This is a genomic window from Scandinavium sp. (assembly GCF_036271055.1).
Taxonomy (GTDB): Bacteria; Pseudomonadota; Gammaproteobacteria; order Enterobacterales; family Enterobacteriaceae; genus Scandinavium.
In genome coordinates this window covers 1-26,428 of sequence record NZ_DATBBJ010000107.1, presented here as the reverse complement: position 1 = coordinate 26,428, position 26,428 = coordinate 1, and the positions used below count along the sequence as shown (strand labels likewise).

Below are 26,428 nucleotides of genomic sequence, written 5' to 3'. Positions count from 1 at the left end.
ATGCCTTGTGGGCCAGTAGGCCCAGGTGGCCCCATCGGCGACGCTTCAAGATCAACCAGCCAACGCATGGCCAATGAAACATAGGCGTTGGTGCCACCAACATGGAAGCCCTGGAAGCTAAGCGAACCATCAATCATGATGTCAACGCGACATGCTTCGCTTGAATTGGCACCATTGACATACAGGTATTCATATCGAGGTGATACGGCTGGATTTGGGAATGTATTGGCGACAACAACTGCTGTTGGAATAGTTACGGTGCCGCCCTTTATCAAACCACGAGTTGCAGCTACGCCAAACCTATTCTGGCAATGTTGTGCTGGTGCCCACACAGCACCATAGTTCACCCATGAATTAGTTAGTGCCAAGTTTCCCCATGTACCACTGGGGTTTGAAATGACTATGCCGTCCAGACTAACGCCTTGATTAGTTCCACCATTGGTGGCATAACCTAAGACCATCAAATTGCCATTGAGGTCTAAGTCAATTCTAGCCGTTCCACCACCACTGGGATTAGGTGTTCCGCCAGAATTAGCAGTATAAAGTACCTGAAAGTTGCCAGTTGAATATAAGCCAGCAGGCAACGTCGCAAAGAAATTGCCAGCCCCAGCAGTGCCGCCAGCAATCCTGCCTGATAAATGGACATCACCAGCTGGATCAACATAATACCGTGCTGGTGGATAGCCAGACACGTTTGCCCAACCACTGCCTAGTGTTAATGGGGTCCAGACTGGTGGCGAAGCAGAATCCTCAGCCATATACTGGCAATTATGGAATGCGATTGGCTGGCTCGAATTGCCTATGTTACCAGCATAAAATACATCACCATTGGGATTAATGAGGATTGTACCTGTGTTCCCACCACCACATTGCCCAGGCATAGTGATGGGATACGCAGGTCTAAAGCCAGGCGGCATTGTAAAAACTGGGATTGTTAACGATGGCACCATAGAGCCAATGAAGACATCTATCCAGACTTGCCCTGCACCGTCACGTCTAATCCGGCCACGAGAGAATCCCCATGCACCTTGTGTATATGGTGCTGCTGGAGATGCTGGGTTGAACTGAATCCCACCTTGTACACCAAAGTACAGCCAGCCTGTATCTAGCGACGTTGTTCCAGCGCCGCCAGTGGCTTCATCGATCCAGTGAGTGTCATAATCTGTCGTGCTATTCTTGGCCAATATCTGGCCAACACCACCGCCAGCAGCTACACCAGGCCCAGTCGCACCCTTTGCTCCTGTTGGTCCAGTCACACCCGCAGGTCCAGTATTGCCTTGTGAGCCTTGGGGTCCTGCGGGGCCTTGGGCACCGGTCGTGCCTGTTGGTCCCTGTGGACCTGTTGGTCCAGCTGGACCTTGAGAGCCTTGGCCGACATATGTTTTGCGCTCAAGAACACCAACACGGCCATTGAGATTGTCCAATGCCTTTATGGGATTTGGAGGCAACTGTGCCATGTTGTCACATCCTAGTATGGCATGAACGGTGGCTTCACCAAAGTCAAGTTGACCTGGTGATCAGCACCATCATCTGATAATGTCAAGTCCATTTGCGTGATGCGATAGTTGTCGTTGATATTGATACGTCCAGACTTGACTATGAACTTGATGATGTCACCAACCCACGCATCAGCCTGGTTGATCCAAACACCTTTCTTCAACACACAAGTCCATGCCGCAGCGACCAATTGCATGTTCGTTGCCTGCTGATTCGCAAAGGCAACCAGATGTGAATGATCAACAATGCTTGGATCACTTGCCGCTGCCATAATACGGCCTTGCGGGGCAGTGGCGATCCCAGTGGCATCCTGCACTATTGGTGCCAATGCCATATCACCACTAGCAAAAACAGAATCGGCAAAATTGCCAGTATCAAGGCTGCGAGCAACCTGCGCAACTGCACCGCCATACTCCATAACGAATACATCATTTCTACGATAGTAGAATGGCGAAACGGCTTTCAGGTTAAGACCAAGCTGTGACACTGGGATGACTTGCCAACCAAAGCCATTCATTGATGCTACAACGTCCTTGACGGTGCCGCCAACCAAAGTGTCAAAGTTGATTGTACTGGTCGGCAATCCACTTGCATCAAGCGTCAATTGAGGCTGAAGGCCTGGACGTCCCAATATCCAGACAAGCATATCATTGATGACTTTTGCTGATGTTTGAGCTCGCCATGACAACGTGGCGCCAGGTCCAAGTATTTGACGACCAAGCCATTCACGGTAATCAAAACAGTTGAGTGTGACCACATTGCTTTGCTCATCGATGGCATCGGAGGTTGCCCCAATCCTGCCTCGCCAAAACAGCTGCCCATATCGGTAAACCCAAACATCGGTCACCAACTCTGTGATGTATTGGAAGACAGTGTCATTCCCGTTTAGCGTGAAGGTGAACTTACTTGAATCATCAACTTGGAAGTTGAATTGTCTACCTCTTGCATTAGCAACAGCAACAACGGGGCCAGTATTCCATGGCCCCACTGCCATAGTCCATGGTGCTTGTGTAGTAGCAGTCATGTCCTAGCCAGGCGCGTTAATGTCAGCTTTACTGGTGCAGCATTTGAGTGTGCTGGATACGAGCGTGTCGCTAAACTATCCTGATACACATCCATTTCAATTGCAGTGCCGGCCGCCAACCAATCCATACCGCTGAGTGTGTCAGCAACACCGCTAACTGCTGCATGGAGACTTTGGGCAATGATTACACCAGCAGTTGCATTGTTGATGCGCAAACCAACACGTCCAGTTGCTGAAGCATGCTGTACAGCACAATTGATTGACCAGAAGCCATCAGTGGGCACCTTCACTTGTGCACCAGTGATCGTGAATATGCCATCTGGCTCACTTGATTTTGGATAAGCCTGCTTAGTCATCGTCAGGCCAGTCCATGCCGCATTCAAAACATTCTGCGTAGCAGCATGTGTAGCAGTACAACGCGATGGTGCCGTGACTGGGATCCAGCTTCCCCATACGCCACCCACCAAAGCTCGTGTCCAAATGACCGTCGGTGCTGCCAATGTCATTGCCATTTGCGTTTGGTTATTAGCATCTTGGACGGCAACATAAAGCAATGAACCACTAGTGGTCGATGGTGTATTGGCATCACCGGTGCCGATGTAGTAGAAACCACTGTGGGTCAAGGCATTTGCGTCAGGAGCATGCACTGCAAGTGGATTGTTCGATGCGTGTGGCTGGACATTTGTGATCATGCTGGTGATGATATTCACGCCACCAACAGATCGCAAGATTGTCGCAAGAAGTATGGCGTCATTTGGAGTTGCGGGAATGACCGGCGTCGCTGCCTCTTGCCCCGCAATTGCCTGTATTGACCAGCGATAGTTGTGCGTGTTTGTTATCTGGCCATCCTCGATGACCAGACAGATGATGTCATATCGCTGATATGTCACCGGCTGACTTGGTGGCTGAACATTGACTGCTGCTGGGTTGTAAACCAGATAACTGCCTTGGTTTGCAATGGTTGTGCCTGCGATGACGGCTGTGCCGATCGCCACGTTGCATGTTGGGTCGCCATTGCCATTCTGGGTAACGTTGAAGTCACCATTATTGATGACGCCAGGCGATGTGAACACCGCGCCAATCAATGACCTGAAGTTCTGTGCGCTATAGCAAATCTGCGCATCACCAGGTGCTGGCTGCATCCACACAGGTGGGGCAGCACCATAGACAATTGGCCCACTTGCCAATGGATTTACCTCTGGGGCCAGAGTCTCAGTTGTCACGGCTACTCCTAAATCCATCTATGCCGATACTGCATAGTGCAAGTGCCAGCAGCACTACCGGAGAATGTGTAATTGATTTGGTTCATCCCAGGCGCTAACGTCAGCCAACTGCTCTTGGTATAGTCATACAAACTAAGCTTGTTCAGCGTTGGATCATTGTTCTCATAGATGGTACGATCGTGGCACTTGATCCATAGCACTTGGCCTGGATTCACCGTGCCATTCAAGTAGATTCCTTGCTTGGTTGTCATATTGATAATCGCAGGGTTGACTACTTGACCAACTATGATAATGGTTGGGTAGACAACAACATTGCCTTCATTCTCAATCTCTGTCGTTGTACCCACATAACCTTGTGGGATAGTGAACGCACAAGGATCGGTGGTGAAGCAATACCCAGTGTTTGTAACGCAAAGACCACCAGTGCCCACTCCAGCTGCAATCGGCGATGATGCTTGATCAGCAGATTCACTAACACCTGCAGGTGCCTTCCATGCTGCGCTTGCTGTAATTACTGGCCCAAAGTCGCGTGCTAATGGCGATGTTAAGACGTCACCGCGTAACTGCATGCGACGTTCGCCATCCCAGCCATTCTCTTCAAAGTAAATCCATGGCCGTCGTGCGGGTGCTGCGAGCGCCCTGATCTTATCCCACACCAATGCAGGATATGGTGATTCTTTGTTAGGCACTATGAAGCCAGTCCATGTTACTGCCCTATCGCCCCAGAATTGCGTTAGATCATCTATGCCATCACTATTTGGCATATTGTTTTCTACGGCTCTAGGTGCGGGCCAACCATAATCAATTGAGCTTTGATAGATTGGGCCTTGGCAAAAGTTCGGATCAGATTCGTCATATAGCAACTGGATAGACTCACCAGTGATTTCATCAACTAACCGTGATGTAGTCGCCATCATAGCCTACTTGCTACTAAGGCAGCTTCCAGCTTTTGTACAACAGCTGCTGGGGAATTGTGCCCAAAATCGATGGTAGCGTTGGGGAATAGATTGATGATACGACCACCAGCACCACCATGCCCGGCCATGTGTACTCCAGGCCCACTAATAGCAGGGATTGCGCCAGCCGCCATGGCGCTGGATGCATTCGCCACCAGATGCTTATTCTTGGTGATACCACCGGCCATACCCTGGACTACATTGAGACCAATCTCCTCCATCACCTTTGATGGCGACAGCATCTTCAAGACTTTCCTGATTGGAGCAGGGATGCTATTAACAACAGTGCTAGTCACTGCTGAAACAAGCGAACCAGCCATGCTAGTTATGCCATTTATCAAACCTTGGATGACGCTATTGCCAGCGCTGATCAACCATGATCCAGCACCAGCAACTTGATTGATAGCATCTTGTTTCAAGCCAGACAGGCCACGGCTTATTGCCCCGCCAACGGTGGATGCAAGATTGCCCAAGCCAGAAGCTATCCTGCCAGGCAGGCCTTGGAACCAACTGACAGCACTGTTAACAAGATTAGCGATGGCGCCAATCGCATTGTGCCACATGCCAGTTACCGCACCAACAACATCACCAGCCATGCGAGCAACAAACGATGACACTGTATGCCAAAGCTTCTCAAAGAATGGAGCAATCACATTCCAGTGCTGAATGATCAACAACGGTAAGCCAATAAATGGCATGGTAACAGCAAGGATGATTGGTCCATACTTCTTGATGATGCCAACAACAGTCTTCCAAACATCCTCAAAGAATTTGACGAAATCTTTGAAGGCACTAGTCACAGCATGTAACGCATCCAAGAAGTATTGCTTCAGGTCATGGGCGACTATATTGACCAAATCATGGAACGGCTTGATCTTCATGTATGCCAGGATAAAGCCGCCAGCCAGAAGAGCAATGCCAGCAACGATAAGGATGATTGGCCCCAGCGCTGCATCCTCAGATAAGCCAAGAGCAACGTTGACGCCAGTCGATATCTTGGCAATGGCGTTCTGTAGCTTCTCAATCTCCATGAATTCTTTGAATGCTTTGACGCCTCTGCCTAGCTTGCCAATGATGCCAGACTCGATGATGGCACCAAGACCCATCATCACAGGTCCAGCAGCCTGTATCGCTGGACCAACCTTTTGCCCAACGGTAGAGGCGAAATCCTCAATCTTTGCACGAGCTTCCTTCATCCTCCCAGTGAAGGTATCAGCCGCTACGGATGCCTGCCCAGCAAGCTTCTTGGCTAAGAGATCAGAAGCTTGCCGACCAATGTCTGTGCTGGCCGTCATTGTCTTGATCTCTTTTTGCAAATCCTTTGCTTTGATGGTATTTGTTGCGATGGAAGCAGTCAGCTGAGCTCGCGTTGCCTTGTCCTTGGTGTTTATCTTTTCCAACTTCTCTGTTGCAATCTCAGTTTGTAGCTTTGACAGCGCATCCTCTTTTTGCTTCCTGACGCCAGTGTCGGTGAGCTTGTTGATCTCAGCAGTAGTGATGCCATACTGCTTGAGCGTTTTTGTATTGCCGTTCATGACTCTTGCGACAATGCCAGCAGCATTAGACAGACTAACGTGCTTCTGTGAAGCAAGGTCAGTTACCAACTGCATGTTGTTGTACGACTCTGAAACTTTTCCAGTACGAGATACCAAGGTACCTAATGCCTTGGCGGTGTCCACTGCTGTATAGCCGAAATGCTCTTCATGGTGGATTGTCTCTTCTGTTTTCTTGCTATACTCATCCCACGAACCACCGGCATTTCCAACTACATCCTTCAGCTGGCCCATGGCGATTTTGTCCTTATCGCCCATGGTCACAAGCAATGTTCCAGTAGCAGTAGCAGCAGCCCCGATACCCAGGAGTGACTTGCTTACCTTGCCTTTGATACCCTCAGTAGCAGTTCCAAAGGTATCTACCTTATCAATCAATTCCTGGACTGGGCCTAATGCGGGACTGAACGAAGTCAGCAATGTGCCGCTCATCGCTTTGAAAGCAGCACGAGCACGCCCGGTGGCATGCTCAGACTTATCACCAACCTGCTTTTCAACTTGGTCACCAGTGTGTGCCACTGCTGAGGAGAACTCATCCTTCATCTTGACGTTGATGAAAGCTTCACCAAGAATTACCATGAGATCACCCCTTTGCAGGCTGGTTGATCTTGATTCCCATTTGAGCCATCATCGCTGGTGACATGTGGAACGGCTCTGGCTCCACCTTTATGTTGCGTCTAATCTTCTCACTTTGTACCATGTCCTTGATGCGTTTATCAATTGTTTCACGAGCCTCAACTCTGGATATCTCGAAGTTCATCAAGTCTGAGATGATCATGCTATAGCAAACATTGACCAATTGAGTTGCATCCAGCTTGTATGGATTGAGTCCTGATAGCAACAATCGCCCTTCCACATCTGCCCAATTAGCGCGTGCCCAGCCAAAAATGACCAGGCACTCTATGTAGGGCGGTCACCATACTCACCAGCCAACCACTCAAGTATTTCACCCAATGTTTCAATGGGGATTGCTGTGTCGACATCGTTGATCAATGTCTTGAATCTTGCCCTGTCGTAAGGCATCAAGGCACCATCGAATAGACGGATCAGTTCAGTAGACTGCACGCCAATCTCTGCGTTCATCGCTGCCGCAATCTGTAATAACAATCCGCCAGCAACGCTTGGCCGTGCTTGAAATTTGTCAGTCTGCTCAACAAATTCGTCATTCACCAGGCGATCATACGTGACCTCGAAATCAAGTGGTGGGCGCTTGTCCCTTGGTGCTTTGAATTGCTTGGCCATCATCACTCCACGGCTAGATGTAGGTTGTCCGTCAGGTATCGGTTTGGTGCTGTCCCAGGATGCTGGACCACCATTGCTACAGCAAATCCACCTGGCGCCCATGCTGCTGGGAATCGAAGCACCTTTGCTAACCGTGGCCTTATCTCATGTGGCCTAGTTCCCTCATGATGCATAAGGGCAATCGGATGCGAACTCCCAACTTGTGCCTCTGGCATTGCCGGGTATGGAGTAGCACTGACTCTCTTGACAATACTATCACGCAAGTTACCATATCCGCCACCCGCGTGAACGTGCCCCATGCGTATCTGCTTCTTGGCGGCATCCTGCAAGATGACAGCACGCTTGATCAGGTAAACAACAACCATGCCATTTGGCCCAGTCAGCATGTCAGCAAGAACCTGATTATCAATGACGAAAGTCACATTCTTGCTATTGTTGATTCTGCCGCTGACCATCAGCCAACCCACCCAGCAGCATTGCTAACAACTTCAACCGTATACACGATTTGCGTTGCCGCCAATGCCCCTAATGGACCAATTGTATTCAGTTGCCCAACCGTTGTGGGGATATTGCGGGGTACCAACGAGTGCTGGGCGTCGATAGTCTCCAGAGCAACCCGCAATGCCATAGCATCATTCATGATCACACCGGCACTGGTCGTCAGGCCTGCTGGTGACGGTGGCTCGCCATCCTCTTCCATCGTTGGCACGCATCGAACTAACGTCACATAGAACTCAGCAGACTTGCGCCGTATTGCATGTGGTGCTGGGTATGGCGAATCATTGCCCTGGAAATTGCTGATGATTCTTGACAGATGGACTGTCATCTGCTCACAGTCAAAGACCAGGTCAGCACCTGGTGCACAATAGACACGATCAGGTATCGTGACACCCTGTGCCGTCAATTGATCCTGGACCAATTGAAGCAAGTCTTGTGACAGAGTGAGAAGATCCATCAGAACGTCACTACCATCTCGATGTCTTTGTCGTCAACGTGAAGCTTGATGGTGTACGACTCATCATCATGATGATCAGTGTAATTATGGATGGACGATGTATCGCCGGCATGGATCGTCGATGCTGGCGTACCATCACCCCAATCGACAGATCGATCTTGCTGTTGGACTGGGATGGTGATTCTGATCGCACCATCGATCTTCTGGCTATATTCCATCGTGACTTCGCGCAATGAATTCACCGGTTCATATGGGACAAACGGATCCATGTATGTCATGATGCTGGCCATGTCTGGCGGCGGCCAAGATTGACCATATCTGGGCTGAATACCATGGGCTTCCTAATTTGCTTGTTTGGATTGAATGCTCTGATGAATACATCGACCATATACAAACCAGTGAATCCTTGACTGATGAATGTCATTGGATCCAACACTGCGATGCTCACACCCTGCCGGCTGATGGATGAAACTCTGGATGGCAACTTACATTGCCCAGCTAATGCTGGTGTTTGAGCTTTGTAAAACTCTGATGCTAGTAGCGTCGCCGCAGCCTGGCCAGATTCTGGTGGGTCTTGGCCGAATGTGAATGATACTGCGAACGTACAGAGTTGGTCCGTAGTTCTTGATAAATCTTGGCACGTGGGCCAGCCCGAGCAGTCTTGACGGACAAGCCACTTTGCGTCATCGACTCGGTAGTCTGCTGGATCCAATACTGCTCCATCAATCATTACCTCCTCAACGCTAACGATTGGACTACGACCCAGACCGATTATGTACGAACCATTGCAGCCACGATAGTCACAACCATGGCACACACTCCATAGCCAGTCTGGATTGTAACCAAATCCCCAGCCTCCGTTGATGATTCTTGAGTTCCACATGTGATCAGGGATTTGCTCTGGGCGGGATGTTGGCCGAACGTTAGTCACCGAGATTGAGCCAGAGAATTGTCGCCCAGATAACGCATACAACAATTCACTGGCCACCACAATTGAATTATCAAGCAGCGCCTGCCCATTGGCGTCATCTGCAGCAGGCGCATTGTCACCTAGCACATATGACACCTGGCTGGATGTTGTCCATTCTTGAGCAGGCGCTGTCATGATAATCCCCTTGTTATTACGGTGCTTGTCCGACTTGCCAGGCAGTGCCATCCCAGTAGGTATGGCTGTTGTCACCGAGCACAACGTAATCGCCAGTAACCCATGCAGTTGTCGGCGATGCGACAATTGATGTGCTCATCTGGCTGAAGTTGGCCGGTGGCGATGCACCAGCAGGCGTCCAAGCGCCAGGCGTGCCAGCAGTCGCACCAGTAGCAACCTGGCCTGGAACCTTTTGCATACCAATCTGGATGGTTGGCAGTGAATCGTCATACATGGCCTGGACAACTTTGCTGCTGTCGTATGGCCAATCGCCCAATGGGCCGTCGCCCCATGATGGATTCTCAATTGCAAACCCGTCAAAGATTGTGGCCATTGAGTTGATGTCCACCGTACGGTTGCCCTTGCGTAGATACATGCGAGGCCAAACCCATCGCATATACGGTTGCCCCGCTGGCTGGTAGCCATCCACGACATATCGCGTCCACGCCTCAATGCTAATGCCATTGGGCGTTGGGTCAACCAATAGTGCTGGATACTGGAATCCCATCACATTGGTCGGTTGCGCTGTTTCGTAGAAGATTTCTCCACCAGTCATCAGCACTTCCAGCTCAGGGTCTGGAACACACAATTCAGTTTCAATTGTCAGACGCTTGAGCAGGTCAGGCGTGCGATAGACCACGCACAGATTGCCACTGGCCCCACGGTTGCTGATCTCCAACCCGGCTTCAATATCTGGGTTGAAGTCAATCTTGACGAGTTGGTCACTGGTATACATGTTGTTTCCAGCAGCCGGTGAACCGTCAAAATCCAGGGCCGTTACTCTGATCGCCGCACATTGTAGTGAGGCGCCAGCCTGATTAGTCATATGCCTCTTGCCTCCTTACAATGTAATCGTAGTTGCGACGCGAGCGAATGCGATACCATCCCATGACGCACAAGCCATCCGGTAGGCACGCGTGTCCACAGTGTTCGTTGCCCTGTTCAGTGCCAGGTTCACATCCCCTTCTGGCCATGGGATAATTGGCCCAGTCCTGACGTCGGTGATGCCAGTCGCATAGATGTTGAAGCTTCCTGTCGGTGCGACTGGTGGACCAGACTGCGATGCCGGATAATGTCCATACCCAGCGCCAGGCAGTACAATTGTGTCGCGGATCGTCAGGATCAGATTGCCCTCGCGTCGCATTCCACCGGCTGGCAGATAGGCAGAAACCCATGCCGGCATATGGATCATACCTCGTCCACCATACGACATTTGCGATAGATAAGACTCGCAAATTGCGATCGCCTCAACAACTGAGGTGGCGGTGTAAGCATCTACACCGGTGGCCTGCTCAAGATACAAATTCTGGTATCCAGCAGCCTTAGTTAACAGGCCATTCCAGAGCTCATATTCAAGCAACTTTGGCGTTGCTGCATCGAGCAATCCCTGCGCTCGTTGCTGATGCTCGGCCAGATCAGCGCCCATTGCTGAGCAGGTGTATTTCGTTGACAAGAGATATGGCGTCCAGAATGTGGCGACACCCTTCTTGTCAACTGGAACGCCGATGTTGTCACCAGCACAAGCATCGTCGATGTTCATTTCGCCATTGCCCATCGGCAAATAAGCGAAGCCTTGCTCCCATCGAACATCAGAGGCATCACTGGGATTCCTTGATGATCTGAGGAGGTTGACTGGCGATGGCGTAAGTGGTGGTGGTACGCTGACGCCAGCAGCAGCGACAAGCGCACCGCCCATCGGCACAATTCCGAACTCAACAGTTGCTGTCATCATGGCCTCCTAATTACCATGTGGAGGTTGATGACTTAGCCTGGAACGTCGCCAGTGTTGACTGTGCCGGCAGACAAACCAGTCGGCTTGCATGTGATTGTGACCTTGAGAGATTCATTGCCGCGCATGGCGACACCCTCAAAGTCCTCACGCCAGATCTCGTAATCGTTGGTGCTGTTGAGAGTTGAATCTCTCACGACACCAAGATCGATCTGACCACCATCCAGGAACTGAAAGGTACCTTCTGCGAACAAGTACGCCACGAACGTTGCCGGCCACAGCTGAGCAGGTCCAGCAGCCGGTGGCGTCCACGGCGCTGCGATCGTTTCCAGCAGCCAGATGGGCGAGCAATTGCGCGCGTTGAACCATCCCTCAATATCAGCATCGCTGATGGCCAAGGGATCACGGTTGTCCGTATCGTGCGCAAGTTCCATTGCGATGTCGGCACGCATCATATCGTGCACCCAGTCAGGCAACGCAATACGCAGTACTGCATTGGCCAAACGATGCCGATACTCATACGACGAAATGATGCGATCCAGTGTCGTCAGGATCGTGCGCGCGGCACCAAGAACGTCAGTCGCTGTGAGAGCAAGGCTCGCTCCATCAATTGCAGTCAGCAACTGAAGCTCTGCTGTGCGAGCCGCCGCGACATCCAGCAACGCTGTCTGGGCAGTGACTTGCTCTGGATTGTACTTGCCCATCATGTTGCCGACCTTGACACACACCGGAATACCATAAATCTCAGCCGATGTGAATGGCTCGCAAACAACAACCATGCACGACTTGGTTGCCGTGCCGGCCTGGTCCATCGCGACAGTCCATGGGACTGGCGGGGTGATCGCCGAGAGCTTTGGCGGCACCATGAATTGCACGCCACCGCGCGTCGCACCGAAGTTGGGAAGCGCTGACTTCAATGGGCGAACGGTGTCACCGATTGTCTCCACCGTGTAGTCGATGGGCAATGGTGCACAGATCCCACCATATGCCACAAGGGCTCTTGGCGCCATTGCCTCACGGAACTTCCGGCTGTTGACCGTTGGGTCATCGCCCAGCTGACGCTCTTCTGGGAACTCCTTGATGACCGATGCGACAAGGACATCGTCCGGTGTCCCGCTGCGGCCCAGGCCGTGCAGTTTGCGAATGATCGCCTGGGACAATTGATCGGCGCTCGTGATCTCCTGGCCAACGCCAAAGCCTGGCACATCGCCGGCAGCGACAAGACGTGTCTTGACGCGCATGGTATTGTTGCCCTTTGCTGGCGGATTGCCCTTGCCGGCAACGCGGCCCAGGCTTGGACGAATTGGCTTTGTTGACGCAGCGATTTGCTTGCTTGATGGGGGCTCAGCTACATCCCCCTCGTCAGCATCGTCGTCATCCTCGCCAGAAGCAGAATCGTCGCTGTCATCGCTGCCATCGTCAGCAGAATCGCCAGCAGGATCAGGATGAACATTGGCGCGCAATTCAGCAAGACTTTCGGCAGCTTCTGCCTCAGCCGTTGCTTGCGCATCTTGGGCGGCTCTGACATCTGAAATGGCTCCACTGATACCATTGAGATCTGTCAGGCTCCCACCGTCGCTGTCTGCCTTGTCGAACGCATCGACAAGCTCGGACTCCAAGGCAGCAAGCTCATCAGAGGACAATGTCCCCAGATTCGCAAGCCTTTCCTCGAATGCCCTTCTCCACTCTTCCACTTCTGATCACCTTCCAAACGTGGTAGTTGCTTACAACGTTTGGCAATAGGGATCAAGTTCAAAGCTACGTGAGAACCTTGATCTTGCTTGCCGCCAAGCCCATGCTACGTATGAGCTTCAGCAATAGAGCCTACTTCTTGTTGTGCACTTCCTGGCGCAATGCTTGACGTGCTTGGCGCGAAAGAATCTCAGTAGCTGTCGCCAATGTCTGATCTGGCTTCGAACCATTCGATGTGATAGGGCCATTCTTCATCCGCTCGCGCAAACGAATGACGTTGTTCGGCGTCATCGCGCCAGCTGCAACAAGCGCGACTGGACGACCAGATGCAACGCGTGCCCTGGGCCGTTTGATCGGGAATCCCTGGACATTGACGGCCAATGACGCGATAAGTTCAAGGTGCCCTCCGAGTTCACGCCAATCGCCAGACAATCCCGCGGCCCGCAGGCGACGCGGTGTCAGCTCATCGACATCTGGTCGGAGGGCACCCGCTACCCATATCCCATATGGGTCTTCACCCACGTTGATATCTGCGACAACGGTTCCGGTGTTATCGTAGTGTGCCTTGGCTTCCTCTGGGCTTTGCCAAAGCTCAGCGTGGCCAGTCCCCATCGTGATGACACCAGTTGGGATTTGGGAGCCTTCCTGGGTAACGATGTACCCAGTGGTGAAGTATGAATAGTCAGAGGCACTATGCGGTGCCTTCATGCAACTTTGCTGGTAGCCAATATGGCAATCAGTCCAGGCCGCCATATGGCCAAATACTCGGCCATCATTCTCAACTGTGATTGGCGATATCTCTTCAAACATCGGATCGGCGAACCATGCTTCCGGTGGATCAATTGGGGCCAGCATGGAAGAGGCAGTAAGGCCATGAACATTGCGTGGCGTCCTGTACGTGATGTTCATGCTTGGCCATCTTTCCTCACCAGGCTTGGCTGATGCTGCCATCACAGTTTCTCCAATGACTACATAGGCATCCTCGAATGCGGGGAATGGGCAAATCGTCGCGCCCATGATGCGGCCAGAGATGATCTTCTCACCAATTGTCACACCATCGGCAGATGCTGTAAAGCCAAAGAGCAAGTCAAAGATGTCGAAGTCATCGTCATCCTCGACTTCATTGCCCTCAGCATCAATGAGCATAAGCTCACTGACGGCATCGCCAATGTCAGCGCTGATGCCTCTGAGCATTCCATCCTTGACAAGTCGCGCAACTTCCTGCGCGCCAGCAGCGGTGTCGAATTGGCCTTGTGATGAAATGATTGTTGTACCCTCTGGATACAACTTGCCAGTACGACCATCAATGGCCTCTGGGTCAACTGGCTCACGTTGGATGCTATCAAGCTTGCCAGTGAGCTCAGCGCCTTCATGGCCAAAGCCACCGGTGTTGGTTTTCGCCATAGCCGGCAATGGCAAACTACGCCATGACAAAGCATCATGGTTGATGTAGCGACTATCACCAGTCCAGACACCTTCCATCAGCATGATTGGAATGCTGAATGCGTTGTTGACCGCATCAACGATCGGCGCACCAATATCGGCAGTCATGCCATCCTTGCTGTCGTCCACCACACCACCATCCGTATCAACGCCGGCATCATCCAAGACGCCATTGACGGCCGCGATTTGTGCATCAGATGCATCAGAATCATCATTGCTATTCTGACCATCCTGCGCAACAACCTTCAGCTTGCCTGGCGAATTGGCATCGCTGACTTGATGATTGGTCGTTGTAGTCGATCCATCAGGGTGCTGTGATGTAACCGTGATGTTGCCGACATTCGCTGGGTTGCCATCCGATGTTACCTTTGTCCCAGCATCGTGCACCGATGTGACAGCATCCTTGATGGCACCGTGAAGATCAGAATTGGCCTTGCTATCAACGGCAGAGACAGGCTGGTTGCCTTTGCCCAACGCAGCCTTTGCATCGACCGCGCCACCTGGGCCAAAGATGAATGATTTGCCACCAGCACTCGCCTTGGCAGCACCAGTTCCACCTTTGAGTTCAGGTGGTTCCTGTCCAGCATCCTTCAGATGGCCGGCAAGGTGATTGTACACGGTGTGCTTCTCATCTGGCTCAAGCGAATGACCACCACGGCCACCGTTAAGCGCACCAATGCCAGATGAGCAAGCTGCGGTGTTGGCCGCGCCCACCGAGCCATCGGCATTCACGTCATGATGTGGAAAGCTGTAGCTGCCTTTGGCATCATCAGACCCAGATGGGTCTTTGTAGGCATGCATCTTCTTCAGATTGCCAGGTGTGGGATTCACCTTTGCCAATGCTGCAGAAGCATCCCATCCATCACTCGCAAATCGCTTGGCCATCTTCACTCCTCAGCTTGGCTGGTCTCTTGTGACTCCCAGTTGACATAGAAGTCACACCCGCAACCATCATGGTCGCCAGGCATGTAATAGTCACGATCAGGGAAGCCACCAGTGTTTGCAAGGACATCGTCCGTCCAGCCATGGAACTCAACGCCATCCAAGTCTTCATGTGGCTGGAATGGTTTTGGCACATAGCCATGGACCCATGTATAGCTGCCGATATTCATATCATTCTCAGACATGGTATCTGAGACAATCGGCCCAGATGTTATGCCGGTCATCGGCGTTACAGTTGTTGGATCGCTATCACCCATCGCCACGCCAGGGCTATTCGCTGTCGGCTGACCACCTACACGGCTTATTGCCTCTTTGATGATGTCCCATGGTACAAGGCTGGTCGTCGTGATCTCTTCAGCCTCGCCTGCGACTGATGCCGAGTCAGTCAGATATCCCTTTGCAACTTGGGACAATCTCTGCTCCAACCAGCTCCAGCCAGCATCGGCACCTTCACTTAAACGGTCTGCCATATCGACAAAATTGCCAACTGGCATCTTCAACATCTTGGCGATGGTGCTAGCCGTATCGATGCTGGCGGAGTCCAGATATTCCCGCCATTGTGTCTGCAATTGACCCCATGCATCATTGAGCAAAGTTTGCTCATCCAGCCCAGCAGCAGCAATCATCGAGTTGCTAATCAAGAAGCAAAGCTCAATGTTTGAATGGCCAACGCACCATGCTCGACCAGATGCTGTCTTGCTAACATTGGTGCGAATCCGAGCGCCAGCACGTTCCAATGCCCTCGACATTGCCGCATTGGCCGCAGTTTGAACCTTGGACATCAAGTCAGATTCAATCTTGGCCAATTTGGCATTACCTTGTTTTATATGGGCATCAGCTGCCTTTGGTGCTGCGACTAATGATGCAGCAGCCGCTGCCGGTGGAGGTGGTACTGGTTGCTGCGGTTCACCACCTTGGGGTGGGCCCTCACCAGAGCTGGGAGGCGATATCCCTGATGAGGGCCGCCCCACTGGCGCTCCAGCTGGTGGCGATTGAGCTGGCGCGCCAGGCGCAGGAACTACAGCGCTAATGTCAAGCGTCTGATCCATACGCTTAATCAATTGCGCTGCAATTGTTGGATCAAGCCTCGTTTGCTTAACAACCAAACGTTCAAGAATCTCTGTCTCGGCAGGCGCCATAGTTTCAGGGAAGCCCATGGTATCTCTAAGTGCTGCCTGGCTCAAAGCCATTCGGTCATATGCCTGAATAGCATCCTGGCTACGATCTGGATGCCGAACCAGCCGTGTAGCATTGTGCCAAATCAGAACCTTGTTGACCCACTCTGGGTCCAGGCCTTCAGTCGCTGCTAGCATCACCCGCAAATACCCAGCGGTCAAAGCATCATCCATGACCATGACGAGCGGCTCAATGTGATCGCTGAATGTATCATCCGATACCGACCAGGCCGTCCAGTGGTTAAGATCAGCCTTGCCCGTCAAGACTTCTGCGGGGAGGTCCACCGATGTCGCCATACGCTCCAGCAACTCAATGCGCTTGGTCGCGTTTTGTGCATCTGGGCGCGATATCGTCAGCTGCCTCGCACCGGCCAATGCATCAACTGGGCCACGAATAATGATTGGCAGAATTGCGCTTGCGCTGCCTTCATCCTGAATGGCTGTCATTGCGGCAGCGACCAACTCTTGCAAGAATGGGTCTTGCTCGTCATCATTGGCATCTTCGGTGGTGCTGGATTTGATGACCGTCAATCCATCAGGCAACAGCAGCAAACCACTGTTCGCCAAGCGTGATCGCCCAGCCGCACGGATGTCTCTGGATAGGATGAGCAACTCTTCACAGATGTCCAGGATGGCAGCAAATGGGCTATCTGCTAATGCCTTACGTCGTGGATGTGGATACCATAGCCTGCTGTAGAATGACCCATCAGGCAATGGTGTTCCAGAGCCAGTTTCGCCGGCATCTTTGATCAGGATTTCACCATCATTGTTTGAGGTGACTTCGCTGACAGATCGTATCTCCCAGACTTCTTCATTGTTATCGCCTGTGAGATATGTATTCGGTGCCCAGCCGAGTAACGAGCACTCACCGGCCACTTCAAAGTTCTCAGCGATGTCACGTAACATCCCAGCCATTGCCGATGGGTTGGCCGCCAGACGCTGCATCGCATCATTCGCTGCCGCCATGATATTGGCCGGGCATTCAGGTATGTCCTCAAGTGGGATTGGGTCAAGTTCACCCTGGACATATGCAGCAGGGAACAACTCAACCTTGCGTGCCGCGTTGCCAAGAAATGTCGTGGCATAACGTAACTCACCGATTGAGTCACGATAAGCCCAGGCATCTTCCTGCCACAGTTGCTTGAGTTTCCTCAGCCGTGCGGCCTCTATCCGATTGACCGAACCCATACCGTTGCTGATGTTTGTCGCACTGGCCAGCAATGCTCGTTGCTGACGCTTACCATCAGGCGCCGTACCCCAAAAGCCTGCACGCTTTGGCTCTGCTTGTTGTTGCATTTGCGGGGTGCGGGCACGAGCGATGGACGTCACGTTGCCATGCCCGTTGGCTGTTGCCTTGGGTTCATTGCGCTTTAACAGTGGCATGGCTAGCCTCGCTCACCAAGTAAGCCTGCGACCGCACTCACGCCAAGCACGGCGCACACAAGCAATGTCCATGGCCGCGTTGGGTTGAAGTAAACAAGCACCGCCGCAATGATCGCAAACCAGAAACTCAAGCACCAAATGCATGTCACCAGTTCAACTAAGCTGCCGTGGTACCTTGCAGCCATGCGTGCCCTTGGCTTATCGGAGATGGTGTCACGGGCGATGATGCGCGACAGCCGATAAACACCCAGTGAAACAACGACAAACCAAATTGCCGCTGTGGCATTGCCTGGGTTCTCAGTGGTGAATATTGCTGGCCAATGGTTCATTGGTAACCTACCACTGCATTTGGGAAGTGGGCCTTGAGCGTTTGCTCAATTGCAGTCAATGGTTGTTGCCCAACAGTCGGCGGCAAAACTTTGAGGCGGCTCCCACATCCACACCCTGCCAATGGCTGGATGTGAACGTTGACTGTTATGAGACCAACGGCAACGGTGAGCTCGATGTATTGCTGCTTACGTGGATAGCGTGGGTTGATGTTATCTTCAATGATGGTCTCGATGGGTGCCGTGAAAGCAAGCATTGGCACGTGTGGATAGATAGAGTTCTCAACCCACACCTCAATCATGCTCGCGTTGCGACGCGCCCTCGCGCGTGGATATAGGGTGGTCACATCTTGGTCAGTTATCCGCACATCTGCGGGGTGAATGTCGATGATTCGCGCGCGCCAGTCGGTTGTGATTGTCGTGTTTGGGTCAGCCGTTGCTCTGCCAATGATAGTCATCGCTGCTTCACCAGCCTCTGCATGACGGCCGTTGATTGCATGTGTCTTTGAATCAATTGGGCATTGCGTGGTGGCGCCACGATGGAGAGTTGGGTGGACTTCAAAGCTGGCCACAGCGCATAAAGAAACGCATCGGCATTGTCTGGTGACCGTCCGATGCGCGACTTGATGTCTTCCTTGGCCTCAATCCATATCTTGCCTTTCTTGATGAAGTATCGTGGCTGCAACAGCTGAGCCTCAAGCGTGAGTTGGTCGTCGGCTGCTGATGTATCGATCCTGCCATCCTGGAAGAGAATGCGCGCGCCCCACCATAGCTCTGCCCTTTGATTCCCATACTCTTTTGACCGTGGGGCATTGCTAGCATTGAACCCTATGATCGTTGGTGTCGTTGCCGGCGGCAGGTTGGTGATTGCCTCGTGTGAGCGGACTGCCGCGATGATGCCAAATCCGACACCAATGCTATCGATGACCACCTGTTGTGGCATGGTACTGATGATGGCGCTGACAATGTTGTCGGTGACCTCATTGGGATCACTTGTGCGATAACGCCATTCAGTCGTTGGTCGATAGCCTTGCGGAGTGGTGGCAACCAATCGGATGACGGTCTCATCACCAGTGTCGGAACCAGCGACGTCAACACCAAGGACAGTTTGCCCTTGAACCACAGGGGTGCCTGATGGTGTGCTGACGCCGCTGGGGCTTTGGGGCTGGGCCTCGCGCTCACGCTCATTGAATGGCACGCGTGCCTTGACAATGTCGACTAGCTTGATCGTGCTGAGTGTGTCAATGGGTGGGAACTCAGCCTCAACCTTTGACAGCCAAAATGGGTGCTGCTCGCCCCAGGCCTTGCGTCGCTGCTCGACCCACTCTGGGCTCAGCAGAACTTCCTTCAGTTCCTGGGGTATGGTGTCGCCTTCATCGGTAAAGTTGGGCGTGTCCCATGCCGAGATGCGGATGCAATGATACCCATGCTTTGCGGGGTTGTTATGGATGTCGGCAAAGAGGCTTGTAGGGTCATCTGGGTTGCCGATCATGAGGATGCGCGCATGCGTGTTTGTCGCCAAGGTCTCGACAGCATCGATGAGTGATGAGGTGACACCACTGGCCTCGTCCACAATGATCAGTAGATACCGTGCGTGCATGCCCTGGAACGCAGCTGGGTTGTAGTCACTGGGCTTGCGCCCCATGCCCGCTAGGTAGCTGCCGATCCACCACTCGGTCTGGTTCATGCGGCCAGGCAAGTCTGCTTGAGCCTTGAGCTGGTTCAACTCAACCCAAAGTATGCCCTTGACCTGCATGGCCGTCGGCGCAGTGGTTATCACGCGGGCCGTGGTCGCGGGGTGAACGTCAAGCCAACGGGCGGCAGCAATCGCAGCGATGAATGACTTGCCAGAGTCGTGGCAGGATCTGACCGCCACCCTGTGATGGTCTTGGAGTGCTTGGAGGATGGCTCGCTGAGCGGACCAGAGGGTCGTGTGCGGCAGGGACGTGGCGACCCAGGCATTGGGGTCATGGCTTTGCGTGAGTTTCTGGGCTTGGCTAGCGGCCATGGCGAAAGGCTTGTTGGGGTCAAGGGACATTGGGCCCTTAGCCATTTTGCACCGTCTGGAGGGCTTGCTCGATGATCGACTGCACCGTGGGATCACTTTGGTCATGCCCGAGACTGGTCACTGTGCTTTGAATGGCTGCTAACAACCGATCAGCCTGAGAGCGTGAGAAGTCAATTTGGTCAAGCTTAATGCCGAGCATTGTGGCCTTGTAGCACGCATCGACCAGGTGGGCTTGCTGGCTTTGGAGGGTGGTGATCGCGGGGTGAGTAGCCAAGCGTAAAGACTGGTTGGTGGCCTTTGAGCGTCGATCGATTTGGGCGAACACGCGTGGCGTGCCTTGGATGGTCGGCTTGGAGAAGCGTGATTGCTCATGCTCGCTCGTGGTGGTTTGGGCTGGGCTCGCGAACACTTGGGCTGGTTCGATGGTGGCAATGAAGTGCTCTAGCCAAAGGATGTGGGCCTGCGTGCGATGAATATCATCGAGCAAAGCATCGAGTGGTGTGATGTCGACCGGGGCCAGGCAGCCAAAAGTCCCAAACCCGTTTGGTTGTTGATTGGGGCTTGGGTGCATTGGGACAATTTGAGCTGACATGGTTGCCTTTGCGAATCGGGCCAAACCGTCATGTCGCTTGGGTTAGGGTAGCGCGATTTTGGGTCTGCGTCTAGTGGGAGTTTTGGAGGTTTTTGGTAGTGTTGAAGGCTATGCCTGAATATTTTTTTCAGGAGTGGGGTAGTTTCTGAGAGCATCCATCGCTGGGCGAGCGCATGACAATTCAAGTTTGGTCATGTCCCACATGGGTGATCTTTGGCCATGCGTCGCATGATCAAACTCATAACCAAAGAGGTAGTACCCACCAACATCTTTACTAGCGCGCGTGCCGGGCAACCCAACAGCCATGTGCCTCATGGCGACATCGTGTCAAGTCCCCTGGGTCTAGTCGCCTGGCCATATAGCATATGGTGTCTCCCCACACGTCTGGTGAATAGCAGCGCGTGCCTTACAGCATCGTTGGCGTGTGGTTCGCCTGGGGACCATAGACCTATCGCGCGCATATAGTCATCGCTGATTGTCGACTTGGCCAGACTGGGTGCCTGTAACATCCATACCCGTTTATCGATCCAAAGTAGCATCGTTAACTGGCTGGTAATTCTGACTGGCGATAGAAACCAACGCTCCTTGTTCAACTGCTGGGGAATGAAATCCTCAATGATCACAGCGCAATCCCCAACGCGTTTGATCAATCGCCATAGGTCATATGCCTGTTGATACTCCTCACCTGCCATTTGCCCAGAGGCGATATCCCAGTCACATTCGGTATGCGGGGTGGTGTCAGGGTCGGCGCCACGGACGAAACACCACCCAGTTGTCGTGCCTGGATCCACAGCAAACACGTTAATTAGCATGATGATTCCCATCGCTTGGGAAGATACCGTAAGTCGCCAGAAGATACCGATTCAGTTACCTGGAGATATCTACAGCCCATGTAGCATATGGTCAAAGATACCTAAGATACCCTCTTACTACTTTGGAGAGAAAGTAGGGTATACCAAGATCGCTGTGGTGGCACGTCTGCGACTAGATTAGGCGCTACTTCGGAGGAGGTATAAGAGCCAGGCATCTTAGGTACCTAACCCAAAGATGTGTCACGATGCGTCCCGATATATACCCCACGCAAACATGGTCCTGTAAGATACCTACCTAATCCAAGATCTTCATAAGATACCCAAGATACCTGGGTATGCGCCACGATTCCTCCCGATGCGCGAACCTGTCCCACCGCAAGCCATGATACAAAATGGTATCGCCCGAATGGTCGCTCCAGCCACGATGCGTCCTAGTCCGACCCGACATCGTAGATAAGTCCCCTCATAAGATACCTAAGATACCTGATCTACATGACGATTCTCCAACACCGACCAACGATTCCTCAACGCTTGTCGTCGATAAATGTCCATGGCACCTTCCAACCATTGGTTTGCTTCCGTTCGCCACCAGACGTTCCATCCCACATTAGCCCGGTGCCACGAGTCTTCTCATATCCCCGCGCGCCAGAATGCTTCAGCAACTCGGCAAACTTTTGTAATGTGTCAAATTGGCCATGTGCATCAGTGTCCCAACGTTCAGCCCATGAGCGCCAGTTGGCAAACAATCCACTAGTGCACACAATGGTGTGCCCACCCTTAACCCACAGACCACTGCCGGCAAAGTATGCACCAAGCACATCAGTGGCCTCCCACATCGATGCCGTGCGATCTTTGACCACCGGTGCGATGGTGATGTGCAAGTCACTAGCCTCCAATTCAACGACATCGGCTCTATCCAAATCACTGCGGCTGGCCATGCGTGCAAGGCCATACCAGGCCCATGTGAGCACAACGTCTGGCATCATTGACCAGCCAGGTGTTTTGCCAGTGATTTTGCCTTTGATATCATCGCGTGCTCGTCTAACTGAGCCATCGACAACACCGCTAGCGTATGCCTCATCAGTAAGCAATGATTCATGTACGAACGTTGTGGTGAATGGCACAATCCAGAGCCGACCACGCAAAGCCTCCGACACATCACCCCGCAAATCCAACTCATGGTTAGTCATCATGAAGTAGGACGCAACGTTGTTGACTGTGATTGGGTTAGCATATAGCAGTTTGCCAACAAGTTCTGTCTCACCGGTGAGTGTTTTGATTGTGTCGACATCGAGCAACTTGCCGCCGACCTCTGTAATCTTTACCATGCGCCGACTGTCCATCTGGGCGATTGACGCCATACGCGCATTCGACGACATCCCGCCACCAGATGCTGATCCAACAACATCGCTCGCAACCTCATGGGCATATCCGCCAAGTGCCCACGACAGCGCATCCAAGAATGCCGACTTGCCCGAGCGACCACTACCTTGAAATACAACGACCATCTCAAGCAACGAGCCACGCAAGCAAGAGCCGGCAAGTTCTTGTAACATGTCGATGACTTCCTTACAACCAGAGCCTTGTTGCCATTCATTAAGCATTTGTTTCCAAAAGTCCTTGCCACGATCCCAATCATTGCCCCAACGCACATGGCCTTCATCACCAAGCAAGATGTTCCCACGTGTTGTCAACGAGCAATATGCCTGCCGGCCCGCAGCGCCATCCAACAACTTGCCTTCAACCAAATCAAAGACACCACGCGGGGTGCCAAGCAAGTCGCCATTACGATCCCATGCTTCACCAAGGTCTGCAGATAGCCTGAAAATGTCGCTCTTGTGAAACCCATGCACGACAGAGCTAATCCTGGCCATCGACTGGACTGCCTTATGCCATCGGAACAAACCTGCTACCACCTTGGAATCACCGTTGGTGTTCTGAAGCGCGATGGCCTCTTCATAGATGTATTCCGACAGGCGCATCGCATGGTCAAACAGTTTGGACTCGCCTTCATGCCAAGCGACACCATCCCAGAACAAAGCCTCACCACGACCCTCATGGTAGACAAAGAATGGGAAGTAATGGTGAAGCCGATACAGATTGGCCTTGTCTGTGTTGAGTGAATCAATCGCCTTGAAATTCAAGAACGATCGCTCGATGTGTCGTTTGATGTCACCAGCCGATAGCTCATGATCACGAGGCATCTCGGCATCAACGGCGGCTTTGTATTTCTCGACAACCCCGCCAGCCATCAATTCATCAAGCGTCCAGCCTTTGCGACTGGCGACCAAGCCCAAGTGATATGCGCCTTGGCCACGACTTGCTTTGTTCGAGGCGTATAGCAAACCAAGTCGCAAAAGGTCTTCCATCTCAACCATGTGCATGCCTGGCCGCATTGTTGACGACAGGTCTGGCCGCGAACTCACATGGTCGTCAACGCCAAACTTTGCGCGCGTTGCTTCCACGCCAACGCCAGCATTCAGCGCTGCCTGCAACAATTGCCCACCGACCAATACCCCACTAGCACGTGACCACTTCAGCAAGTCCGACACATCCCAGCCTTCGACCTGCCCATTCTCACGCCACCCACTAATGTCACGCAAGTCAATGGCCTTCACTGGCACCGATGAGCCAAGGTCGTGGATCATTCGCTCAAACGCGTCAACAAACTGGACCGATCCTTCATGGCCTGCATCGTCAACATCAAATACGACGCAAATGCCATGTAGTTGCTCAACCAAGCCCAATGCGAACTCATCGCCACCAAACTCTCTGATTAACATGTCTGGTTGCGGCCGCGACGATTCCCCATTGATCGATGTCGTCGCTAGCCACCCAACACCCCGCAACTGCAAGCAATCCCATTCGCCTGCTGTTACCCACAACCATCGTTTCTCATATGGGACCGCTCCAATTCGTTCGGCAATCCACGACAGGTCAAACATACGCCCAACTGGATGGCCTTGGCGTTCACGAGCAACGCACGTTCGCCACCCAGCAGTAATCCACCTTTCACCCCATGTGTGCCAAAGCTTTGCCGCATCGGCGACACCATGGATGTTGTATAGAGGCAAGACCCATGATCGAGTCTGCACCTCATACCCCATGCCGTGTATGGTATCAAGCAACTTGGCTGGGTCTGTAAACCCCCGTAGCTTACAGACCTCAGCAAGTCGCTCTGGCGTTAAAGCATCGACGCACTTACCAAACCACTTAGCATCAAGCTGTTGATCAGCCCATCTGATTTTCTCACCAGGCATTCCTATTGCCCCACGTCCCGACGTTAACAATGATTAAATTGACCTCAGATTGCCTTTGTGTACCCACCATCGACGATCACAGTTTGCCCAGTGATATATGATGATGCTTGTGAGCAATAGAACACTGCGACTCGTGCGAACTCAGATACAACACCATATCGCCTCATCGGTATTTTGGCCATTGTCGACTCATCAATACCACCACCCAACTCAATAGTTCGATCGGTTGTTATGCGGCCTGGTGCGATCGCATTGACTCGAATCACTGGCGCAAGTTCAACAGCAAGCGACTTAACAAGCCCAATAATTCCAAGGCGAAACGTGTTCGATAGTACCATGCCGTCCATCGGCACCTTCACACTCGATGATGTGTTGGCGAGTATCGCACCATCGCCATCCCCGCTAGGCATTGCTGGTAAGCAGGCGCGAATTGTCCTCACATATGCCATCAACGTCAATCTATACGCATCACTCCAATCCTTATCGTTGAAATCAGCGAACTTGCCAGGCGTTGGTCCACCACCATTGAGAAACAAGGCATCGATGTAACCATCACCATTGTCCTTTGCAACATGGGCAAACTCGATGATGTCTTCAATATGCGTCATGTCGCCAGCCACAATTCGACAAGCAACGCCATGCTTCACAACTTGTTCGGCAACCTCCATCAACTCAGTTTCGCGCCTGGCAAACAAGGTGACGTTAGCATTGGCCTTGGCGAACTCAAGCGCAACTGCTCGCCCAAGTCCACTCGATGCGCCCATGACTGCTACAGACTTGCCCGACAAACCAAGCTCCATCCCGGTCATCCCAGCCATCAGATTGAACCTCCAATCCCAAAGTCTGGTAGCATGTTAACACCGTCAGACCTGCCCCACAAATGCAAGGCCATTGGATGGATGTTAACGTGTACTGCGATAGGCGCAAAGACCTGATAGGCAAATCGACGCCGACCAAAGACTGCCCTGTGCAGCAAGGCCAAATCCTCATAGTCCGGCATCAGTTGTTTACCGCCACGCTTGCCTTCCCATTTGACAACTGACGCATGCATCCAATGGTCACCCAATTCATCGCCAATTGGGTATGGTGCCTCTGTGACGATGTACTCGGTCAGCACATCATCGTCAAGCGGCACATGGCGCATCATGATCTTAATGCCTGCTATCCCAAATGGAACATATGAGACGATCTTGAGTCCAGCGTTCTTCAACACAACTTCCATGCCATTGTTAATCGACAATGTCATATGAATCCAACCAAGCAGCCGCCACTGCCGCGATGCTAACCAAAGCCGTCTCGATGGTCTCGTTGTCGCCACCCTCAATTGCTGACGACATCGCACCAGTCAACTCGGTGACGTGTAGCATCAACATCCCCAACTTGTCGATGTTTGGCATCGATCGATCAATTTCAACGCCCGTTGCACGCATGGTAACACGCCGCCCGGCAATCGCATTGACCGTCAACGATGATCC

At 52.4% G+C, this 26,428-nt stretch carries 22 protein-coding genes and 1 pseudogene; all 23 read right to left on the bottom strand.

Annotated features, from left to right (window positions below; genetic code table 11):
* Positions 1-1,457: pseudogene (locus tag VH187_RS22380) on the bottom strand (hypothetical protein); the annotation flags it as partial.
* Positions 1,458-1,468: 11 nt separating this feature from the next.
* Positions 1,469-2,521 carry a hypothetical protein gene (locus tag VH187_RS22375; RefSeq protein WP_329703638.1) on the bottom strand — a complete coding sequence of 351 codons (1,053 nt, stop codon included), beginning with the start codon at positions 2,519-2,521 and terminating at the stop codon, positions 1,469-1,471.
* Positions 2,518-3,744, bottom strand: a complete 1,227-nt coding sequence (locus VH187_RS22370) for a pyocin knob domain-containing protein (protein ID WP_329703637.1) — start codon at positions 3,742-3,744, stop codon at positions 2,518-2,520. Before VH187_RS22370 ends, VH187_RS22375 begins: the two co-directional genes overlap by 4 nt.
* A gap of 8 nt (positions 3,745-3,752) precedes the next feature.
* Complete coding sequence (locus VH187_RS22365) at positions 3,753-4,661, bottom strand: phage distal tail protein (protein ID WP_329703636.1); 909 nt, start codon at positions 4,659-4,661, stop codon at positions 3,753-3,755.
* Positions 4,658-6,829: a phage tail protein gene (locus tag VH187_RS22360; RefSeq protein WP_329703635.1), complete on the bottom strand. Its 2,172-nt coding sequence runs from the start codon at positions 6,827-6,829 to the stop codon at positions 4,658-4,660. The genes VH187_RS22365 and VH187_RS22360 overlap by 4 nt, the downstream gene beginning before the upstream one ends.
* 4 nt (positions 6,830-6,833) lie before the next feature.
* Positions 6,834-7,106: a hypothetical protein gene (locus tag VH187_RS22355; protein ID WP_329703634.1), complete on the bottom strand. Its 273-nt coding sequence runs from the start codon at positions 7,104-7,106 to the stop codon at positions 6,834-6,836.
* Positions 7,107-7,150: 44 nt separating this feature from the next.
* The gene (locus tag VH187_RS22350) at positions 7,151-7,495 is read right to left on the bottom strand and encodes a hypothetical protein (protein WP_329703633.1); all 345 of its coding nucleotides are present in this window, start codon (positions 7,493-7,495) and stop codon (positions 7,151-7,153) included.
* Positions 7,496-7,946: 451 nt separating this feature from the next.
* Positions 7,947-8,219: a hypothetical protein gene (locus tag VH187_RS22345; RefSeq protein ID WP_329703632.1), complete on the bottom strand. Its 273-nt coding sequence runs from the start codon at positions 8,217-8,219 to the stop codon at positions 7,947-7,949.
* A 227-nt stretch (positions 8,220-8,446) separates the two neighbouring features.
* A complete protein-coding gene (locus tag VH187_RS22340; RefSeq protein ID WP_329703631.1) occupies positions 8,447-8,725 on the bottom strand; it encodes a hypothetical protein in 279 nt (92 codons plus the stop codon).
* Positions 8,722-9,552 (bottom strand): hypothetical protein, encoded by an 831-nt coding sequence (locus VH187_RS22335; protein WP_329703630.1) that lies wholly within the window; start codon positions 9,550-9,552, stop codon positions 8,722-8,724. The genes VH187_RS22340 and VH187_RS22335 overlap by 4 nt, the downstream gene beginning before the upstream one ends.
* Before the next feature lie 16 nt (positions 9,553-9,568).
* Positions 9,569-10,270 (bottom strand): hypothetical protein, encoded by a 702-nt coding sequence (locus VH187_RS22330; RefSeq protein ID WP_329703629.1) that lies wholly within the window; start codon positions 10,268-10,270, stop codon positions 9,569-9,571.
* 162 nt (positions 10,271-10,432) lie between these two features.
* A complete protein-coding gene (locus tag VH187_RS22325) occupies positions 10,433-11,323 on the bottom strand; it encodes a hypothetical protein (protein WP_329703628.1) in 891 nt (296 codons plus the stop codon).
* Between the two features lie 32 nt (positions 11,324-11,355).
* Positions 11,356-13,014, bottom strand: coding sequence for a major capsid protein (locus VH187_RS22320; protein WP_329703627.1), 1,659 nt, complete (start codon positions 13,012-13,014; stop codon positions 11,356-11,358).
* A 130-nt stretch (positions 13,015-13,144) separates the two neighbouring features.
* On the bottom strand, positions 13,145-15,340 hold the full coding sequence (locus VH187_RS22315; protein WP_329703626.1) for a hypothetical protein: 2,196 nt from the start codon (positions 15,338-15,340) through the stop codon (positions 13,145-13,147).
* 2 nt (positions 15,341-15,342) lie between these two features.
* Positions 15,343-17,868 (bottom strand): hypothetical protein, encoded by a 2,526-nt coding sequence (locus VH187_RS22310; protein ID WP_329703625.1) that lies wholly within the window; start codon positions 17,866-17,868, stop codon positions 15,343-15,345.
* A gap of 89 nt (positions 17,869-17,957) precedes the next feature.
* On the bottom strand, positions 17,958-18,284 hold the full coding sequence (locus VH187_RS22305) for a DUF1360 domain-containing protein (RefSeq protein ID WP_329703624.1): 327 nt from the start codon (positions 18,282-18,284) through the stop codon (positions 17,958-17,960).
* Positions 18,281-18,739, bottom strand: a complete 459-nt coding sequence (locus tag VH187_RS22300; protein WP_329703623.1) for a hypothetical protein — start codon at positions 18,737-18,739, stop codon at positions 18,281-18,283. Before VH187_RS22300 ends, VH187_RS22305 begins: the two co-directional genes overlap by 4 nt.
* Positions 18,736-20,319, bottom strand: coding sequence for a DEAD/DEAH box helicase family protein (locus VH187_RS22295; RefSeq protein ID WP_329703622.1), 1,584 nt, complete (start codon positions 20,317-20,319; stop codon positions 18,736-18,738). Before VH187_RS22295 ends, VH187_RS22300 begins: the two co-directional genes overlap by 4 nt.
* A gap of 7 nt (positions 20,320-20,326) precedes the next feature.
* On the bottom strand, positions 20,327-20,881 hold the full coding sequence (locus VH187_RS22290; RefSeq protein WP_329703621.1) for a hypothetical protein: 555 nt from the start codon (positions 20,879-20,881) through the stop codon (positions 20,327-20,329).
* 1,336 nt (positions 20,882-22,217) lie between these two features.
* Positions 22,218-24,638: a hypothetical protein gene (locus VH187_RS22285; RefSeq protein WP_329703620.1), complete on the bottom strand. Its 2,421-nt coding sequence runs from the start codon at positions 24,636-24,638 to the stop codon at positions 22,218-22,220.
* Between the two features lie 359 nt (positions 24,639-24,997).
* Positions 24,998-25,771, bottom strand: a complete 774-nt coding sequence (locus tag VH187_RS22280) for an SDR family oxidoreductase (protein WP_329703619.1) — start codon at positions 25,769-25,771, stop codon at positions 24,998-25,000.
* A complete protein-coding gene (locus tag VH187_RS22275; protein WP_329703618.1) occupies positions 25,771-26,199 on the bottom strand; it encodes a DUF7694 domain-containing protein in 429 nt (142 codons plus the stop codon). Before VH187_RS22275 ends, VH187_RS22280 begins: the two co-directional genes overlap by 1 nt.
* The coding region (locus VH187_RS22270; protein ID WP_329703617.1) for a hypothetical protein at positions 26,183-26,428 on the bottom strand (246 nt) is incomplete at its 5' end. The genes VH187_RS22275 and VH187_RS22270, both read right to left, overlap by 17 nt.

Bases quoted from the DNA above. Each gene is read 5' to 3' on its own strand.
- VH187_RS22350 (WP_329703633.1), bottom strand. From the start codon at position 7,495: ATGATGGCCAAGCAATTCAAAGCACCAAGGGACAAGCGCCCACCACTT.
- VH187_RS22275 (WP_329703618.1), bottom strand. From the start codon at position 26,199: ATGACATTGTCGATTAACAATGGCATGGAAGTTGTGTTGAAGAACGCT.
- VH187_RS22325 (WP_329703628.1), bottom strand. From the start codon at position 11,323: ATGATGACAGCAACTGTTGAGTTCGGAATTGTGCCGATGGGCGGTGCG.
- VH187_RS22360 (WP_329703635.1), bottom strand. From the start codon at position 6,829: ATGGTAATTCTTGGTGAAGCTTTCATCAACGTCAAGATGAAGGATGAG.
- VH187_RS22375 (WP_329703638.1), bottom strand. From the start codon at position 2,521: ATGACTGCTACTACACAAGCACCATGGACTATGGCAGTGGGGCCATGG.
- VH187_RS22295 (WP_329703622.1), bottom strand. From the start codon at position 20,319: ATGTCCCTTGACCCCAACAAGCCTTTCGCCATGGCCGCTAGCCAAGCC.
- VH187_RS22310 (WP_329703625.1), bottom strand. From the start codon at position 17,868: ATGCAACAACAAGCAGAGCCAAAGCGTGCAGGCTTTTGGGGTACGGCG.
- VH187_RS22365 (WP_329703636.1), bottom strand. From the start codon at position 4,661: ATGATGGCGACTACATCACGGTTAGTTGATGAAATCACTGGTGAGTCT.
- VH187_RS22315 (WP_329703626.1), bottom strand. From the start codon at position 15,340: ATGGCCAAGCGATTTGCGAGTGATGGATGGGATGCTTCTGCAGCATTG.
- VH187_RS22285 (WP_329703620.1), bottom strand. From the start codon at position 24,638: ATGTTTGACCTGTCGTGGATTGCCGAACGAATTGGAGCGGTCCCATAT.
- VH187_RS22340 (WP_329703631.1), bottom strand. From the start codon at position 8,725: ATGACATACATGGATCCGTTTGTCCCATATGAACCGGTGAATTCATTG.
- VH187_RS22300 (WP_329703623.1), bottom strand. From the start codon at position 18,739: ATGACTATCATTGGCAGAGCAACGGCTGACCCAAACACGACAATCACA.
- VH187_RS22280 (WP_329703619.1), bottom strand. From the start codon at position 25,771: ATGGCTGGGATGACCGGGATGGAGCTTGGTTTGTCGGGCAAGTCTGTA.
- VH187_RS22290 (WP_329703621.1), bottom strand. From the start codon at position 20,881: ATGTCAGCTCAAATTGTCCCAATGCACCCAAGCCCCAATCAACAACCA.
- VH187_RS22305 (WP_329703624.1), bottom strand. From the start codon at position 18,284: ATGAACCATTGGCCAGCAATATTCACCACTGAGAACCCAGGCAATGCC.
- VH187_RS22335 (WP_329703630.1), bottom strand. From the start codon at position 9,552: ATGACAGCGCCTGCTCAAGAATGGACAACATCCAGCCAGGTGTCATAT.